Source organism: Rhodococcus sp. A14, assembly GCF_011603105.1.
Classification (GTDB): Bacteria; Actinomycetota; Actinomycetes; order Mycobacteriales; family Mycobacteriaceae; genus Rhodococcus_F; species Rhodococcus_F opacus.
Window position 1 is genome coordinate 24,217 of record NZ_JAAOQS010000030.1, and the last position, 17,110, is coordinate 41,326.

At 67.7% G+C, this 17,110-nt stretch carries 18 protein-coding genes; 10 read left to right on the forward strand and 8 right to left on the reverse strand.

Annotated features, from left to right (window positions below; translation table 11 throughout):
• Positions 1–2: 2 nt before the first annotated feature.
• Complete coding sequence (locus G9373_RS17765; protein WP_064080080.1) at positions 3–2,132, forward strand: S9 family peptidase; 2,130 nt, start codon at positions 3–5, stop codon at positions 2,130–2,132.
• A gap of 104 nt (positions 2,133–2,236) precedes the next feature.
• Here G9373_RS17765 and G9373_RS17770 read toward each other — a convergent pair whose 3' ends face one another.
• From G9373_RS17770 to G9373_RS17785, 4 genes are all read right to left on the reverse strand, one after another.
• Positions 2,237–2,416, reverse strand: coding sequence for a hypothetical protein (locus tag G9373_RS17770; RefSeq protein ID WP_005244417.1), 180 nt, complete (start codon positions 2,414–2,416; stop codon positions 2,237–2,239).
• Positions 2,417–2,578: 162 nt separating this feature from the next.
• Positions 2,579–3,130, reverse strand: a complete 552-nt coding sequence (locus G9373_RS17775) for an LppP/LprE family lipoprotein (protein ID WP_054245735.1) — start codon at positions 3,128–3,130, stop codon at positions 2,579–2,581.
• 82 nt (positions 3,131–3,212) lie between these two features.
• Complete coding sequence (locus G9373_RS17780; RefSeq protein ID WP_005254836.1) at positions 3,213–3,902, reverse strand: response regulator; 690 nt, start codon at positions 3,900–3,902, stop codon at positions 3,213–3,215.
• Complete coding sequence (locus G9373_RS17785) at positions 3,899–5,464, reverse strand: sensor histidine kinase (protein ID WP_054245734.1); 1,566 nt, start codon at positions 5,462–5,464, stop codon at positions 3,899–3,901. Before G9373_RS17785 ends, G9373_RS17780 begins: the two co-directional genes overlap by 4 nt.
• A 160-nt stretch (positions 5,465–5,624) precedes the next feature.
• On the opposite strand from G9373_RS17785, the gene G9373_RS17790 reads away from it, so the two are divergent.
• The 3 genes from G9373_RS17790 to G9373_RS17800 all read left to right on the forward strand — a co-directional run bounded on the left by G9373_RS17790 (position 5,625) and on the right by G9373_RS17800 (position 8,390).
• Positions 5,625–7,010 carry a C4-dicarboxylate transporter DctA gene (locus tag G9373_RS17790; protein WP_005254834.1) on the forward strand — a complete coding sequence of 462 codons (1,386 nt, stop codon included), beginning with the start codon at positions 5,625–5,627 and terminating at the stop codon, positions 7,008–7,010.
• Positions 7,011–7,092: 82 nt separating this feature from the next.
• Complete coding sequence (locus G9373_RS17795) at positions 7,093–7,587, forward strand: glutathione peroxidase (RefSeq protein ID WP_005254833.1); 495 nt, start codon at positions 7,093–7,095, stop codon at positions 7,585–7,587.
• A gap of 98 nt (positions 7,588–7,685) precedes the next feature.
• Positions 7,686–8,390, forward strand: a complete 705-nt coding sequence (locus G9373_RS17800) for a DUF2334 domain-containing protein (RefSeq protein WP_005254832.1) — start codon at positions 7,686–7,688, stop codon at positions 8,388–8,390.
• 50 nt (positions 8,391–8,440) lie between these two features.
• Here the strand turns inward: G9373_RS17800 and G9373_RS17805 are convergent, their stop codons facing one another.
• Complete coding sequence (locus G9373_RS17805) at positions 8,441–9,088, reverse strand: MBL fold metallo-hydrolase (RefSeq protein WP_005244410.1); 648 nt, start codon at positions 9,086–9,088, stop codon at positions 8,441–8,443.
• 131 nt (positions 9,089–9,219) lie between these two features.
• On the opposite strand from G9373_RS17805, the gene purS reads away from it, so the two are divergent.
• Both purS and purQ read left to right on the forward strand, forming a co-directional pair.
• Positions 9,220–9,459, forward strand: a complete 240-nt coding sequence (gene purS, locus G9373_RS17810; protein WP_005244409.1) for a phosphoribosylformylglycinamidine synthase subunit PurS — start codon at positions 9,220–9,222, stop codon at positions 9,457–9,459.
• The gene (gene purQ / locus G9373_RS17815) at positions 9,456–10,133 is read left to right on the forward strand and encodes a phosphoribosylformylglycinamidine synthase subunit PurQ (RefSeq protein WP_005254831.1); all 678 of its coding nucleotides are present in this window, start codon (positions 9,456–9,458) and stop codon (positions 10,131–10,133) included. Before purS ends, purQ begins: the two co-directional genes overlap by 4 nt.
• A 44-nt stretch (positions 10,134–10,177) precedes the next feature.
• On the opposite strand, the gene G9373_RS17820 is transcribed toward purQ, so the two are convergent.
• The gene (locus tag G9373_RS17820; RefSeq protein ID WP_054245733.1) at positions 10,178–10,471 is read right to left on the reverse strand and encodes a WhiB family transcriptional regulator; all 294 of its coding nucleotides are present in this window, start codon (positions 10,469–10,471) and stop codon (positions 10,178–10,180) included.
• Between the two features lie 58 nt (positions 10,472–10,529).
• Positions 10,530–11,177: a HemK2/MTQ2 family protein methyltransferase gene (locus G9373_RS17825; protein ID WP_037203385.1), complete on the reverse strand. Its 648-nt coding sequence runs from the start codon at positions 11,175–11,177 to the stop codon at positions 10,530–10,532.
• A 196-nt stretch (positions 11,178–11,373) separates the two neighbouring features.
• Between G9373_RS17825 and malQ the strand changes: the two genes are divergently transcribed.
• Positions 11,374–13,479 (forward strand): 4-alpha-glucanotransferase, encoded by a 2,106-nt coding sequence (gene malQ / locus G9373_RS17830; RefSeq protein ID WP_005561118.1) that lies wholly within the window; start codon positions 11,374–11,376, stop codon positions 13,477–13,479.
• Positions 13,480–13,488: 9 nt separating this feature from the next.
• Here the strand turns inward: malQ and G9373_RS17835 are convergent, their stop codons facing one another.
• On the reverse strand, positions 13,489–14,079 hold the full coding sequence (locus G9373_RS17835; protein ID WP_005561120.1) for a TetR/AcrR family transcriptional regulator: 591 nt from the start codon (positions 14,077–14,079) through the stop codon (positions 13,489–13,491).
• Positions 14,080–14,178: 99 nt separating this feature from the next.
• Between G9373_RS17835 and G9373_RS17840 the strand changes: the two genes are divergently transcribed.
• Genes G9373_RS17840 through G9373_RS17850 form a run of 3 tightly spaced genes read left to right on the forward strand, consistent with a single transcriptional unit; the run spans position 14,179 to position 17,081 of the window.
• Entirely contained in the window at positions 14,179–15,378 is a 1,200-nt protein-coding gene (locus G9373_RS17840; RefSeq protein ID WP_169693825.1) for a macrolide family glycosyltransferase, read from the forward strand.
• Positions 15,379–15,418: 40 nt separating this feature from the next.
• Positions 15,419–15,772: a VOC family protein gene (locus G9373_RS17845; RefSeq protein WP_005561124.1), complete on the forward strand. Its 354-nt coding sequence runs from the start codon at positions 15,419–15,421 to the stop codon at positions 15,770–15,772.
• 25 nt (positions 15,773–15,797) lie between these two features.
• Positions 15,798–17,081, forward strand: a complete 1,284-nt coding sequence (locus tag G9373_RS17850) for a M18 family aminopeptidase (protein WP_133986109.1) — start codon at positions 15,798–15,800, stop codon at positions 17,079–17,081.
• The last annotated feature ends 29 nt before the right edge of the window (positions 17,082–17,110 follow it).

The following is a 17,110-nucleotide window of genomic DNA, read 5'->3' on the forward strand; positions in this document are numbered from 1 at the left end:
ACATGACCTCCGAAGGCGCGAAACTCACCCCGCCGGTCGCGAAGAAGGTTCCCACCGAACGCGTCCACCACGGTCACACGTTCGTCGACGAGTACGAGTGGCTGCGCGACAAGGAAGACGCCGAAGTCGTCGCGTACCTCGAGGCCGAGAACGCGTACACCGAGCAGCAGACCGCGCATCTCGCGCCGCTGCGGGACCAGATCTTCCAGGAGATCAAGTCCCGTACGCAGGAAACCGATATGTCGGTTCCCACCCGCATGGGCGACTGGTGGTACTACGCCCGCACCATCGAGGGCAAGCAGTACGGCGTCCAGTGCCGGGCACCGATCGACGGCCCCGACGACTGGACCCCGCCGGAACTGGCTCCGGGTGTCGAACTCCCCGGTGAGCAGGTGCTACTCGACGGCAACGCCGAGGCCGAGGGTCACGACTTCTTCTCCATCGGCGCCTTCTCCCTCAGTCACGACGGCACGCTCCTCGCGTACTCGGTCGACGTGGTCGGCGACGAGCGGTACACGCTGCGCTTCAAGAACCTCGTGACCGGCGAACTGCTGCCCGACGAAATCCCCGAGACCGCGCCCGGCGCCACCTGGGCCATCGACCACAGTCACGTCTTCTATCTCACCGTCGACGACTCCTGGCGTCCCGACACGGTGTGGCGGCACAAGCTCGGCACCGACCGTGCGCAGGACGTCACCGTGTTCCACGAGCCGGACGAGCGGTTCTGGGTGTCGGTCGGGTCCACCCGGAGCGAGAAGTACCTCATGATCTGGGTGGGGTCGAAGATCACCAGCGAAGGCTGGGTGCTCGAATCGGAGAACCCCGAGGGCGAGTTCCGGGTGGTGCTGCCGCGACGCGAGGGCGTCGAGTACGGCGTCGAGCACGCGGTCGTCGCGGGGGAAGACCGCTTCCTGATCATGCACAACGACGTCGTCGACGGTGAGAAGGCCGAGAACTTCGTGCTCGCCGACGCGCCGGTGTCCGACCCGACGTCGCAGACCATCCTCATTCCGCACCGCTCCGACGTGCGGTTGGAGGAGGTCGACGCGTTCGCCGACCACCTCGTGCTCGGTTACCGCCGCGAAGCGTTGACCCGGCTGGCTATCTGGCCGCTCGGTGAGGACGGCTACGGCGAGTTCACGGAGATCGAATTCGACGAGGAACTCTTCAGCGTCGGGCTCGGCGCCAACCCGGAATGGCGGCAGCCGACACTGCGGATGGCGTTCACGTCGTTCATCACGCCCGGCCAGGTCTACGACTACGTGCTGTCGACGGGTGAACTCGCCCTGCGCAAGTCGCAACCCGTGCTCGGCGAATTCGATGCCGGAAACTACGAGCAGCAACGCGACTGGGCCGTCGCCGAGGACGGGACGCGCATCCCGCTCTCGATCGTCCGGCGCAAGACGAACGGCGTCGACGACCCCGCCCCGACCCTCCTCTACGGGTACGGATCGTACGAGGCCAGCATGGATCCCGCGTTCTCCGTCGCGCGGCTGTCCCTGCTCGACCGCGGAGTGGTGTTCGTGGTCGCGCACGTGCGTGGCGGCGGCGAGATGGGCCGGCACTGGTACGAGACCGGCAAGACGCTCACGAAGAAGAACACCTTCACCGACTTCGTCTCGAGCGCACAGCATTTGATCGACACCGGACGCACCACGCCGCAGCAGATGATCGCCGACGGCGGCAGCGCAGGCGGCCTGCTGATGGGTGCGGTGGCCAACCTGGCACCCGAACTGTTCGCCGGAATCCTCGCCAACGTGCCCTTCGTGGACCCGCTGACGTCGATCCTCGACCCCTCACTGCCGCTGACCGTCATCGAATGGGACGAGTGGGGCAACCCGCTCGAGAACCCCGAGGTCTACGAATACATGCGCTCGTACAGCCCGTACGAGAACGTCGAGGCCAAGGACTACCCGGCGATCCTCGCGATCACCAGCATCAACGACACCAGGGTGCTCTACGTCGAACCGGCGAAGTGGGTCGCCAAACTGCGCGCCACCAAGACCGGCGACTCGCCGCTCCTCCTCAAGACGGAGATGAGCGCCGGGCACGGCGGTGTCAGCGGACGCTACGAGAAGTGGAAAGAAGTAGCGTTCGAATTCGCCTGGGTGCTCGACACGATCGGCGAGTAGGTACGGGCGGCACCCGCGCCGAGGATGCGATATCTCGGCGTGTGAAAAGCATCGGCGGGCGAGGCGGAAATCGGAGTGTGAGGGGGCTTTCCGCCTCTCACGGCTCAGATGCAGAAGCTGATGCTGGCCGACCCCAGTGGCAAGTTGAGGCAGACGGCGATCGAACCGACTGCCGGGGTCGGTGCGGGAGCGAGCGGTGCGGCGACAGCTGCGGGGGCGGCGAGAGCGCCGAGTGACAGGGTCATTGCGATTGCGGCGAGTGTGGTGGCAATTCTGCTAGACATGTGAAGGTCCTTGACTGAGTTACTGCGAGCCGGAGGTGACTCCTCTCCAATCGTCCACCGATGTGATGCAGGCCACAACCTCTGGCGGAGCTTTTCTCGACCCTCTCCGGTAGTCCCTCCCGTGCCATGTCAATGCTGTTGCGCCGCAGTGATAGTCGGATGTCACTTGTACGAGTCGAGCATCTCCTGCGGTAACGGCTGCTCCATGACGACCCTGGACCCGTCCCAGGAGTAGGTGACGACCGCAGGTCCGCCCGACGGGCAGCAATTGGCGTCCTGCTCGCCGAGCCACCTGTACTGCACCGAGACGGAGGCGTCGGTGGATCCGACCACGTCGGTGTAGGCAAACGATTCGGCTGTCGCGGTGCCCAGATACGTGCCGTCGTGGAAGAACAGCACCTGGGTCGGCGAACTCACCGTTCCCATGGGTGTCTCCGCCGTGGCCCACAGCAGCGTGGGGCAGTCCTCGCCGGCGGCATCGGACGCGGTTCCGGGTACCCACGGATCGCCACCCGGTGCATTGCCGAGCGTCGCGAACGCGTCGCTGACCAGTGCGGAATCGAGGTCGAGACACGGCCCGCTGTGTACTTCTGCGGCAGAAGTGGCCTGTGGGACCGGGGAGGCGGCGGATTCTGCCGCGTTGTCGCTTCCAGTGCACCCAGTGAGTGCGGTCGCAGCCGCAACGGTCAGAAATGCCGCCACGTGAGTCTTCATGTGTTCTCCCTGCATCGTCCCCGACAGGAATTACTTCGCCCCACTCACTGTCTCGCGTGGCGCCGCCGGTTCGTTACGGGGGTCAGCGCAGCGCGTACCGAATCTGCGGGCGCCCCGCCCGGCCGTACTCGGTGTGCCGGGTGAGCACCCCGTCGTCGGCGAGGCGTTCGAGATACCGCCAGGCCGTGACCCGGGAGACACCGATGTCGGCTGCCACCTCGGCCGCCGTCAGCGGTCCGGCAGCGTCACGGATGCACGCGGAGACGTGGTCGAGTGTCTGAGGTGCAACGCCTTTCGGGGACGCCGCACGCTCGTCGGAGGTGCGCAGCGCGGACATCGCCCGATCGATGTCGTGCTGACTCAGCGCGTTGCTTCCGGCGGGCAGCGCGTCGCGGAATTCCCGGTACCGCTCGAGTTTGTCGCGGAACGCCGCGAACGTGAACGGCTTCAGCAGATACAACGCGATACCGCGCGCCACGGCGGTGCGGACCATCTCGAGGTCGCGGGCCGAGGTCACCGCGATCACGTCGGGACTCGGTCGCACGCCGCTCAGTGCCGCCGCCACGTCGAGTCCGCTGGCATCCGGCAGGCCGATGTCGAGGAGGACGAGGTCGATGGGGTCGTCGCTGCCGTTCGCGGCGGCGACCGCGCGCATGGCGCTGCTGCCGTCGTGAACGACGGTGTGGACCGAAAAGCCCGGAATGCGTTCCACGTACGCGCGATGCGCCTCGGCGATGAGTGGTTCGTCCTCGACGATCATCACGCGGATCACGGGGCGGCCCCCTCGATCGGGATCTCGACGACGATCATCGATCCGAGCGACGGCTCCGTGTGGATCGTCCCGCCGTGCCGCGCCACCACCTGGGCCACCAACGCCAGCCCGAGCCCGCGCTGACCCGACTTGGTGGAATAGCCGCGCGTGACCGCCTTGTCGAGTTCGTCGGCGGGAATACCGGGGCCGCTGTCGGCCACCCGCACCACCATCATCGAATTCTCCTGACGGACGGTCACTTCCACCCACGCATCCTCTCCCGGGGATTCCGTCGCACCGCGGGCGGCGTCGATCGCGTTGTCCACGAGATTACCCACCAGCGTGACGAGTTCACGCGCACTGAGCGGCGCGACGGGTCCGAGGGCGGTGTCTTCGGTGACGGTCAGGTCGACTCCCCGTTCGGCGGCCACACCCACCTTGCCGAGCAGCAGTGCGGCCAGGGCGGGTTCGTGCACCGCCGTCATCAGGCGGTCGATCAATTCCTGCGACAACCGTAGATCCTCGGTGGCGAACGCGATCGCGTCGTCGTAGCGGCCCAATTCGACCATCGTGATGATCGTGTGCAGACGGTTCGCCGATTCGTGGGCCTGCGACCGCAGCGATTCCGCGAATCCGCGCACGGAGTCGAGTTCGCCCATGACGCTTTGCAATTCGGTGCGATCGCGCAGGGTCAGCACCGTCCCGAGACGCCGTCCCTCCCACGTCACGGGCTCCCGGCTGACGAGCAGCACGCGGTCGGGGGTCACGTGCACCTCGTCCCGGGAATCGTCGTCCTGCGACTGCCGCAACGACTCCGGCAGCGCGGCCACCGGGACGGGGCCCTCCGGGAGATCGAGGAGGCGGCGTGCTTCGTCGTTCACCACTTCGGCCCTCGCGGTGTCACCGCTGTCGCGGCCGAGCACCACCAGGCCCTCGCCGATCGAGTGCAGGACGGCGTCGTGATGCTCGTACATCTGCCGCAGCTCGTCCGGTGCCATCCCCAGCGTCTGACGGCGCAGGCGCCGGCTCAGCAGGAACGATCCGGCCGCCGACACCGCCAGACCGATCGCGGCGACCGCGAAGATGGTCGGAAGGCTCGCGGCGAACTGGTCGCCGATCTTCTCGCGTGTGACGCCGACGGACACGAGACCCGCGATCCGGTCGCCGTCGTACACCGGGGCCACGGCCCGGATCGACGGTCCGAGCGAACCGGCATACGTCTCCGTGAACGTCTCCCCGCGGAGGGCGCGGTCGATGTTCCCGGAGAACACACCACCGATCAGCTCCGGGTTGGTGTGGGTGAAGCGGATACCGGCGGGCGTCATCACGACGATGAAATCGGTGCCGGTCGCGGCACGGATCTGCTCGGTCTGGGGCTGGAGAACCGCCGTCGGGTCAGGGGACCGCAATGCCTCGACGGTGCCGTCCGACATCGCGAGCGTGGTGGCGACGGCCGTGACGGCGCGTCGGGTGGTCTCGTCGCTGTCGCGACGCTGGTCGACGATGGCCAGCGCGGTCCCGGCCCCGATGACCAGCACCAACACGACGAGCTGCAGGAGGAAGAGCTGCCTCGCGACGCTCATGGGCCGTCTCGGCGGATGGTGCGGCAATGCATTTCTCCTGAACGTAATGAACACAAACTTCTCCAGCCAAGCGATCGCTTAGAAGATTCTTCCAAGACGTGATCGCGGTCACTAACCGGCCTCACCGATCAGCTTGCCACTCGAATTGGAGGACAATCCCATGAGTACTGCGACAGGGAAGACCAAGAAGCGCGACCGGACACACTGGTTGTACATGGGGGTCATCGTCGCCGTCGTCGCGGGCGTCCTCGTCGGATGGCTGGCTCCGGGAGTCGGCAAGTCGCTCGGCGTGCTCGGCACGATGTTCGTCGACCTCATCAAGATGATGATCAGCCCGGTCATCTTCTGCACGATCGTCCTCGGCATCGGATCGGTGAAGGCCGCCGCCAAGGTCGGCAAGGTCGGCGGACTCGCCCTCACCTACTTCATCGGCATGTCGACGGTCGCGCTCGGCATCGGCCTGCTGGTGGGCAACCTGCTCAACCCGGGATCCGGCCTGAACATCAGCGCCGACACCGCGGGAACCGGAGCGGCGCTCGCCGAGAAGGCCCACGGCGCCGGCGGCACCATGGACTTCCTCCAGTCGATCATCCCCACGTCGCTGATGTCGGCGTTGACCGAGGGAAGCGTGCTGCAGACCCTGTTCGTCGCGCTGCTCGTCGGCTTCGGACTGCAGGCCCTGGGCAAGCAGGGTGAGCCGATCCTGCGCGCAGTCGGCTCCGTGCAGAAGCTCGTCTTCAAGATCCTGTCGATGATCCTGTGGCTCGCACCGATCGGTGCCTTCGGTGCCATCGCGAACGTCGTCGGCCAGACCGGCCTCGGCGCCGTCGTCCAGCTCGCCACGCTCATGCTCGGCTTCTACCTGACCTGCCTGATCTTCGTGTTCGGTGTCCTCGGATCCGTGCTCCGCGTCGTCGCGGGCGTCTCCATCTTCAAGCTGGTCCGGTACCTGGCCCGTGAGTACCTGCTGATCTTCGCCACGTCCTCGTCCGAGTCCGCACTGCCCCGCCTGATCGCGAAGATGGAACACGTCGGCGTCGAGCGCACCACCGTCGGTGTCGTCGTCCCCACCGGCTACTCGTTCAACCTCGACGGCACTGCCATCTACCTGACCATGGCGTCGATCTTCATCGCCGACGCAATGGGCCAGCCGCTGTCGTTCCCCGAGCAGCTGTCGCTGCTGGTGTTCATGATCATCGCGTCCAAGGGTGCTGCCGGAGTCAGCGGCGCCGGGCTCGCCACCCTCGCGGGCGGCCTGCAGAGCCACCGTCCCGAACTGCTCGACGGCGTCGGCCTCATCGTCGGTATCGACCGGTTCATGTCCGAGGCCCGCGCGGTCACGAACTTCTCCGGCAACGCTGTCGCCACCCTGCTCGTCGGTTCCTGGACCAACACGATCGACAACGATCGCGTCCGTACCGTCCTCGACGGCAAGCTCCCGTTCGACGAGTCGACGATGGTCGACGACGGCCACGGCGAGGTCGTCGAAGAGCAGGTCACCGAGACCCCTGCCGCCGACGAGCCGCGGGTTCTCGTGAAGAGCTGACACCCACTCCGAAGTAAACCTCTGTGCGCCCGGGCGATTCGAAGCCTGGGCGCACAGAGGTTTGTTGGCTACGTTGGTTCGCATGACGACACCTGTTCAGAACATCGGCATCAACACACTCGGCGGCACGCCGACCTCACTCGGCGAATACGACGGTCGCGCCGTCCTCGTGGTGAACGTCGCCTCGAAGTGTGGACTGACCCCGCAGTACAAGGGCCTCGAGAAGCTCGCCACCGACTACGCCGACCGCGGACTGACCGTGATCGGCGTCCCGTGCAACCAGTTCATGGGTCAAGAGCCCGGCACCGCCGAAGAGATCGAGACCTTCTGTTCCACCACCTACGGCGTCACGTTCCCGTTGCTGGAGAAGATCGAGGTGAACGGTGAGAACCGGCACCCGCTCTACGAAGAACTGACCAAGGCCGCCGACGCCGAGGGCACCGCGGGCGACATCCAGTGGAACTTCGAGAAGTTCCTCGTCGCACCCGACGGCACCGTCGTGAACCGGTTCCGTCCCCGCACCGAACCCGACGCCCCCGAGGTCGTCGAGGCCATCGAGGCAGCCCTGCCCAAGTAGTAGGCGCTCCGCGCTCGTGCGCCTTTTCGGTAGCTCCCACTACCGGAAAGGCGCACGAGCTTTGCTCGCTGTTCACGTTCACCTGTCACGCTGGGGCCATGACCGGACAGCTGATCGTGTCGGTGTCAGGAATCAAGGACGAGACGCGCGACTTCGCGGCCGCGTTCGCCGAGGAGATGGATGCGCGCGGCGTACCGCTGTCACTGCTCGTCGCCCCGCGCCTGAAAGACAAGTATCGACTGGTCAACGACCCCGCGACGCAGGACTGGGTCCGCGCGCGCCGATCCCGCGGCGACGCCGTCGTCCTGCACGGATACGACCAGGCCGCGACCAAGCGTCGCCGGGCCGAGTTCGCCTCGCTTCCCGAGCACGAGGCGCGGTTGCGGCTGCTCGCGGCGGACCGGGTGATGGAGCAGACCGGATTGCGCACCAGATTGTTCGCTCCTCCCCGCTGGCTGGCGTCGCAGGGTGCCGTCGCGGCTCTGCCGTCCGCCGGCTTCCGGCTGCTGGCCGTGATGACCGCCGTCCACGACCTCGAACGCGAGACGTCGGTGCGGTCGCGGGTGCTGGGGATCGGTGAGGGTTTCCGTGCCGAACCGTGGTGGTGCCGGGCGCTCGTCCTCGGCTCCGGACGGACCGCCAGGCGTGGGGGCGTGGTGCGCCTCGCCGTCACCGCGAAGCAGTTGGGCACGTCGGGACCTCGGCAGGCGATGCTCGACGCCGTCGACCTCGCGCTCTACCACCACGCGCGGCCGCAGGTGTACCGCTGGGAGCCGCGGATCCCGCAGATCGGTGCCGCCTGACCCGTGAGTACTTGTTAACCGCGGGCGGTTGACAAGTACTCACGGGGCCGTCAGGCCACCTCGACGCTCGACTCGCTCGGCATCGTGCGGAACTCGGTGCCCTCGGGAGCCATGTCCGAGTAGCGGCCGTAGAAGATGCCGGTGGCCTCGTTCGCGATGATCGCCTGGTGGATGGGCACCGCGACCCGCGGTGCGACTGCGCGCAGGTAGTCGATGGCCTCGGAGATCTTCAGCCACGGCGCCGCGGCGGGCAGCGCCAGCACGTCGACCTTCTGCTCCGGAACGAACAACGAGTCGCCCGGGTGCATCAGTCGGGCGGGGTTGCCGGCATCGCCGAGCAGGAACGCCGTGTTGTCGATCACCGGGATGTCGGGGTGGATCACCGCGTGCCTGCCGCCGGTGCCGGTGACGTGCACGTCGCCGATGTCGAATTCGTCGCCGGCGTGCACCCCCGTCCACGCGCCGCCGAGCTGGGCCGCGGTCTGCGGGTCCGAGTACAGGGCCGCGCCGGGGTTCGCCTCGACGAGGGCGGGCAGTCGTTGCTGGTCGACGTGGTCGGGGTGCTGATGGGTCACCAGGATCGCGTCCAGTCCGGTGATGCCCTCGAATCCGTGGGAGAAGTTGCCCGGATCGAAGAGGATGGTGGAACCGTTCAACTCGACGAGGACGCAGCTGTGGCCGAAGTGAGTCAGTCGCATGAATTCGAGTATGCGCCTGCATGCATGGCTCGTCCCGTTCGTCCGATGCGAACCGCAGGCAGGTAGCCCGGTAAACTTCCGGGTGCCCGGTGTTCCACTCTGGGCTCGCGCACTACTACAAGGAGCAGCACGTGGCCCGTGTCGTCGTCGAAGTCATGCCCAAGGCCGAGATTCTCGACCCCCAGGGGCAGGCCATTGTCGGAGCGCTGCCGCGGCTCGGCTTCGCTGGAGTTTCCGATGTCCGTCAGGGCAAGCGGTTCGAGCTCGAGGTCGACGGCAGTGTCGACGACGCTCAGCTCGAGAAGATCGCCGAGGCCCTGCTGGCCAACACGGTGATCGAGGACTGGACCGTGAGGCGCGTCGAAGCATGAGCGCCCGCGTCGGAGTCATCACTTTCCCCGGCACCCTCGACGACGTCGACGCCGCCCGCGCGGTGACCCTCGCCGGCGGCGAGGCCGTGAGCCTGTGGCACGGCGACGCCGACCTCAAGGGTGTCGACGCCGTCATCGTCCCCGGTGGCTTCTCCTACGGCGACTACCTGCGGTGCGGCGCCATCGCACGGTTCGCGCCCGTCATGGGCAAGGTCGTGCAGGCCGCGCAGGGTGGCATGCCCGTCCTCGGTATCTGCAACGGCTTCCAGGTTCTGTGTGAAGCGGGGCTCCTGCCCGGCGCGCTCACCCGGAACGAGGGCCTGCACTTCATCTGCCGCGACGAGTGGCTGAAGGTCGAGGCCACGTCGACGGCGTGGACGTCGCGCTACGAGTCGGGCGCCGAGATCCTCGTCCCGCTCAAGTCCGGCGAGGGCCGCTACCAGGCGTCGCAGAACGTCCTCGACGAACTCGAGGGTGAGGGCCGCGTCGTGTTCCGCTACGTCGGCGACAACCCGAACGGTTCGCAGCGCGGCATCGCAGGCATCTCCTCGGCCAACGGCCGCGTCGTGGGCCTCATGCCGCACCCCGAGCACGCCACCGAGGCCCTCACCGGCCCCAGCGACGACGGACTCGGCATGTTCTACTCCGTCCTCGACAGCGTCATCTCCGCCTGAGCCGATCGGCACCGTGTGTGGCCGAGGGCCTGCACGGTGCCGGGTCAGACGGCGACGGTTCCCTCGCCGTGCTGCGCGATGCCGCGGCGTTCGGACGCGGTGAGCCCGCCCCAGATTCCGAACGGTTCGGTCACGCTCAGGGCGTGGTCCCGGCATTCGACGAGAACGGGGCAGCGCCGGCAGATCGCTTTCGCGCGACGTTCGCGGTTGCTGCGGGCGTTACCCCGTTCGCCGTCGGGATGAAAGAACACGGACGATTCGATGCCCCGGCACAGGGCGTGGATCTGCCAGTCCCAGGCCTCGGTATTGGGGCTGGGAAGGCGAGTGGATGACGGCATGTCGGCTCCCTCGGAGTGTCGTCGGCACTGAAAAGCGTTGTGGCACAGAACTCGATGTCTACTTCACGGCGCGGACCACCACGATCTCTTCGTGGGTCTGACCGACCTCGATGAGCCCTCTCCGCTCGAGCATGCCTCTGCGTTCGACGAGGACCGGTCCGAAGGGGATCTCGGCGGTCGCGGCGATGTCGACCCGCATGTTCTGTTCCTCGAGCGTCGTCAGTGTCTTCTCGACTCCGCTCAGGCTGGACTGCGCCAGCAGCAGAACCCCACCGGCGACGAGAACGTCGGGGGCCTGGCAGCAGATCCGATCGAGAAGCGCGCGACCGTTCTTCCCTGCGTCCCAGGCCCGCGCCGGACCGCGGTCGGGTACGGCGTCGACCAGTGCCGGAACGTACGGCGGGTTGGATACGACGACGTCGAACCGTTCCTCGCGAACCTGCTCGATGAGATCCCCGTGGATCACCCGGATCCGGTGCCCTCCGACAAGGGCATTGAGTCTGACGCTGATCGCCGCTCGCCTCGACACGTCCACCGCGGTCACCCGGCCTGCACCCGCGGCGGCGGCGCGCACGCTCAGCGCGCCGGTCCCCGCACAGAGATCGAGCACCCGGGATTCGGGACCGAGGTGCTCCGCCGCCAAGACGTCGGCCAGCAACTGCGTATCATGTTGCGGGCGATAGACTCCGGGAAGACGTAGCAGCATCGAAGACTCCTCGGTCGCCGGTCGCATCGTGGTGCGTCCACGGCATTCCCTCGCGAGCTCACCGTGGACGCCGTGCGTCTGATTACTCCACAGTTACCCAGCCGGGCGCAGGGCCAATCACGCCGTGACGCACCGACCGCCGTGGCACCGGCCGTTAGCCGCGCAGATTCCGAGGTGACCTGGCACGATCGGTGGGGTGACGTACACCGAGCAGTTGCGTGACCTCGCGGCCCGGCACGGGGTCGCGACGTCGTACCGGGGTTGGGATCAGCAGCGCCACGACGTGCGTGACGACACGCTCCGCAGCGTCCTCTCGGCCCTGGACATTCCCGCCGGAACTGAGGAGGAGGTGCGACACGCCCTGTCCGAATGCGACGTAGCACCGTGGCGACGAATGCTGCCGCCCGTCGTCGTCGGCAGGGAAGGGTTCGAGACCCGTTTCATGGTCCACGTTCCACACGGTGAGGCGGTGGACGTCACGATCGACACGGAGTCGGGCGGAACGGTTCCGGCGCGCCAGCTCCAGGTGTGGGTCGATCCGCGGCAGGTCGACGGCGCCCTGGTCGGCCGGGCGACGTTCGTCGTCCCCGCCGACGTCCCCTGCGGGTGGCACACGGTGCGGGCGTCCACCTCGCACACGTCCTCGTCGTGCACGCTCGTCGTGACACCGGCACGTTTGTCGACGTCCGACGCGCTGCGCGACCGCCGGCGCTGGGGTGTGCTCACGCAGTTGTACTCGATCCGGTCACGTCGTTCCTGGGGTGTCGGGGACTTCGGCGACCTCGCGGATCTCGCATCGATCTTCGGTTCCGTCCACGGCGCCGACTACGTGCTGGTCAACCCACTGCACGCCGCGCAGCCCCGCCCACCGATCGAGGCGTCGCCGTACCTGCCGACCACCCGCCGCTACGTCAACCCGATGTACATCCGTGTCGAGAACATCCCGGAGACGGCGTACCTCTCGACGCGACGTCATGCGCGGATGCGCGACGCCGCAGCGCGATTCGAGCGGGCGAACGACCGGTCCGACCGGATCGACCGCAACCCGTCGTACCGGGCCAAACTCCGAGTGCTCGAACGGGTCTTCCGGATCGAGCGCAGCCCGAGCAGGCAGCACGCGTTCGAGCAGTTCTGCCGCGACGAGGGGGACGGACTGCGGGACTTCGCGACCTGGTGTGCGCTCACCGAGAAACTGTCGCCGGACGACCCGCGATGGACGACGAAGGCCGGTGCGCCCGACAGCGACTGGGTGCAGGCGCAGCGGCGCAAGCTCGCGCCGCGAATCGAGTTCTACTCGTGGCTGCAATGGGTATGCGACGAGCAGCTTTCCGACGCACAGGACGCGGCGCGCGCGGCAGGCATGGACATCGGGATCGTGCACGATCTCGCGGTCGGGGTCCAGCGCGGGGGTGCGGACGCGTGGTCGCTGGGAACGGCTCTGGCTGAGGGCATTACCGTCGGCGCTCCTCCCGACGACTTCAATCAGCAGGGTCAGCAATGGAATCAGCCGCCGTGGCGTCCTGATCGGCTGGCCGAACTGGGGTACGCCCCGTACCGCGACATGCTGCGCACCGTGCTGAAGCACGCGGGTGGGCTGCGGGTCGATCACATCCTGGGGCTGTTCCGGCTGTGGTGGATCCCCGCCGACGCGGAGTCGCCTGCGGACGGAACGTACGTCTCCTACGACCACGAGGCTCTCGTCGGGATCCTCGCGCTCGAGGCCGAACGGGCAGGCGCCGTGGTGATCGGCGAGGACCTCGGGGTTTTCGAACCCGCGGTCCAGGACTACCTCGCCGAGCGCGGGATCCTGGGGACGTCGATCCTGTGGTTCGAGCACGACGGCGAGCGGCCGACACCACCGGAGCAGTACCGGACTCTGTGCCTGACATCCGTTACCACGCACGATCTTCCGCCGACCGCCGGATACCTGGCCGGCGAACACATCGAATTGCGCTCGCGGCTCGGGCTCCTCGAACGCGACCTCGAACTCGAGAAGGAACACGACGCCCGGCAGCGCGAGGCCGTGCTGCAATTGGCGCGCGACCGCGGACTGCTGGCCGCCGACGCGTCGATACCCGACACCGTGAAGGCGTTGTACCGGCTGATCGACCGGAGCCCGTCGTTGCTGACGGGTGTCGCGCTCGCCGACCTGGTGGGGGAGTACCGCGTGCAGAATCAGCCGGGCACCGACGAGACCCAGTACTCGAACTGGAAGATTCCCCTCGCCGACGCGTCGGGGCGTGCCGTCCACCTCGAAGACCTGGCGGACGGCGATTTCGGATTCGTCGACGACGCCCGCTGATCCCGGCCGTCAGGGTGCGAGGGCGCGCATCGCCAGGTCGACGACGGCGTCCGCGTGGTCGTGGGTGAGGGGATGCGCTCCGCTTTGCCAGCGGTAGAACAACGGCGCCATGAACAACTCGAACGCGAGGGCGAGGTCGACGTCGGGCCGCACCTGCCCCGCTTCCTGCGCGGAGCGGAACCGCGCCGCGACGAACTCGAACTGCGGCCGGTAGATCCGCTCGACGATCTGTTCCTGCAGTGCGGGATCCTGCAGGGATTCGATGGCCAGCGCCCGGAACAGCGGTTCGAAATCGGGTGAGGTGAACTCGTCGACCGTGGCCCGCAGGACCAGCCGCATGTCGGCGGCGAGGTTGCCGGTGTCCGGCAGTGCCATGGTCTGCTGGGCGCCGGCCGCGTTCTGTTCGTGCAGGGCGTCCACGACGAGCGCGCCCTTCGATCGCCACCATCGGTAGATGGTCTGTTTCCCGACCTTGGCGCGCGCGGCGATGCCTTCGATGCTGATCTTCGCGTAGGGCTGTTCGCGGATCAGTTCCTGCGTGGCCTGCAGTATCGCGGCGCGGGACCGTTCGGAACGGCGGGGATTGTCGGCGGACGGCATGAACGGATCGTAGACCAGACGAGACGTATCGTCTTGACTCGGCTGTTCGCACGTGTCACTCTGGACCGAGACGGACCGTTCCGTATCGGAAGGATGAAGATGACCCGCTCACACATCGCCATGGTCAGCATTCCAGCGCCCGGGCATGTCAACCCGAGTCTGGAGATTCTCCGCGAACTCGTCACGCGCGGGCACCGCGTGACGTACGCCAACGACGCCGCCGTGAAGGACGTCGTCGAGAGCACCGGAGCGGAATTCAAGGAATACGCCTCGACGTTGCCGCGCGTGAACACCGCAGGTGCGACGGAGGAGTCCGAGAAGTCCTGGGAGGGCGACACCATCGATCAGCTCACGCTTTTTCAGGCCGAGTACGAGTCGATGCTGCCCCAACTGCGGGCGCTGTACGAGGACGACCGCCCCGACCTGTTCCTCTACGACATCGCGGGAGGTCCCGCACGCGTCCTCGCCGAGGAATGGGGCGTCCCGATCGTGCAGTTGTCGCCGACGTACGTGGCGTGGGAAGGCTACGAAGACGACATGAAGTCGTTCGTGGACACGATGCGGGCGGACCCGCGCGGCGCCGCGCTGTACGAGCGGCAAGGGAAGCTGCTGCGGGACAACGGTGTCGAGACGGACCCGGACGAGTTCTACGGGCACCCGGCCCGGGCGGTCGTGCTGATCGCGAAATCGATGCAGCCCAACGCCGACCGCGTCGACGAGGACGTCTACACGTTCGTCGGACCGGCACTGACCACCCGGCGGCCCGCCGACGGCCGGTGGCAGCGTCCGGCAGACGCGGGAAAGGTGCTGCTCATCTCGCTCGGCACCGCGTTCACCGATCACGCCGACTTCTACCGGCGCTGCATCGACGCATTCGGCGACCTCGACGGCTGGCACGTCGTTCTACAGATCGGGCAGCACGTCGACGTCGCCGAACTCGGAACCGTGCCCGGCAACGTCGAGGTCCACCGGTGGGTGCCCCAGTTCGACATCCTCGGGCAGGCCGACGCGTTCGTCACCCACGCCGGCATGGGCGGGTCCAGTGAGGGAATGTTCACGGGAACGCCGATGATCGCCGCGCCGCAGGCCACCGACCAGTTCGAGAACGCCGACGCGCTCGTCGCCGCGGGAGTCGCGGTGCGAGTGGACAGTTCGGAGGTGTCGGCAGCCGAGTTGCGGGACGCGCTCGCGCACGTCGACGCCGAGCCGGTCCGGCGCCGCAGCGCGGAGCTCGCCGCCGAGTTACGTTCTGCGGGTGGAGTGGACGCCGCCGTCCGGGTGATCGAGGAGTTCCTGTGAAGCCGCGAAACGTGTCGGTGGTCACGTCTACTCTGCGGGCATGGCACTCACACTCGGCATGATCACGTTCGACACCACGGACCCGGGGCCGCTCGCGAAGTGGTGGGCAAAGCAGACGGCGGGCACGATCGAGCAGGAGAACGACGGCTGGTTCTACGTCGTCGCCCTCCCGGATTCCGCGCAGAAGCTGGCGTTCCAGAAGGTCGGCGACCCCACTCCGGGGAAGAACCGTATCCACCTCGACCTGGCGTCCGACGACCTCGACGGCGAGGTGGGCAGGCTCAGTGCCGAGGGCGCCACGGAGGTCGCGCGGCACGAGATGGGCGACCTCCGGTGGGTCACGCTCGCCGATCCCGACGGCAACCAGTTCTGCGTCTCGGGTCCCCACCCCTGACAGCGGGTCCTGCATGATTGACCCCATGCCTTCCACTACGTGGGCCGACGCCCAGGGACTCTGCACCTTCGTCGATGCATCACCGTCGCCGTTCCATGTGTGCGCGACGGTGTCGATGTTGCTGACCGGCAACGGTTTCACCGAGTTGCACGAGGCCGACTCGTGGCCCGGCGAGCCCGGCCGGTACTTCCTGGTGCGCGGCGGATCCCTCATCGCGTGGAGTACCGAAGGGCTGGGCCGGACGGCGCCGTTCCGCATCGTCGGCGGGCACACCGACAGCCCGAACCTGCGCGTCAAACAGCACCCCGACCTGTCGTCGGCAGGGTGGCAGCTGGTGGGTCTCGAACCGTACGGCGGTGCGTGGCTCAACTCGTGGCTCGACCGCGACCTGGGCATCTCCGGGCGGCTGAGTGTGCGGGCCGGCAACACGGTCGAGGAGAGGCTCGTCCGCGTCGACGAGCCGATCCTGCGCGTCCCGCAGCTGGCGATCCACCTGTCCGAGGACCGCAAGGGCGTCCACCTCGATCCGCAGCGCCACCTCAACGGGGTGTGGGGTGTGGGGTCCGAACGCCGCTCGTTCATCGACTTCGTGGCCGACCGGGCGGAGGCGCCTGCCGACGCGGTGCTCGGGTGGGAACTGATGACCCACGATCTCGCGCCCAGCGCGCTCGTCGGAACCGAACAGGACCTCGTCAGTGCGCCGCGGCTCGACAACCAGGGCACCTGCTACGCGGGCACCCAGGCGTTGCTGGCGGCGGCCGAGAACCCCGGGGACCGGGTGCCGGTGCTCGCGCTGTTCGACCACGAGGAGGTGGGGAGCATGTCCGATCGGGGCGCGTTCTCCGATCTCCTGAGCACCGTGCTCGAGCGCATCGTCCTCGGCCGCGGCGGCGGTCGCGAAGAATTCCTGCAGGCGATGGCCGGATCGATCTGCGCGTCCGGAGACATGGCGCACGCGACGCACCCCAACTACCCGGAGCGGCACGAGCCCGCCCATCACATCGCCGTCAACGGCGGACCGGTGCTCAAGGTCAACCAGAACCTGCGCTACGCCACCGACGCGGCCGGAGCCGGGGCGTTCGCCCTCGCCTGCGACCAGGCCGGCGTGCCGCTGCAGCGGTACGTGCACCGGGCCGATCTGCCGTGCGGTTCGACCATCGGCCCGATCACCGCGTCCAGGACCGGGCTGAGCACCGTCGACGTGGGCGCCGCGCAGCTCGGAATGCATTCGTCGCGGGAGCTGATGGGCGCCCGTGACGTGCGGGCCTACTCCGACGCCCTTGCGGCCTTCCTCACACCGACGGCGTGAGGAAGCGGGGCGAGGAGCGCCAGGTCGGT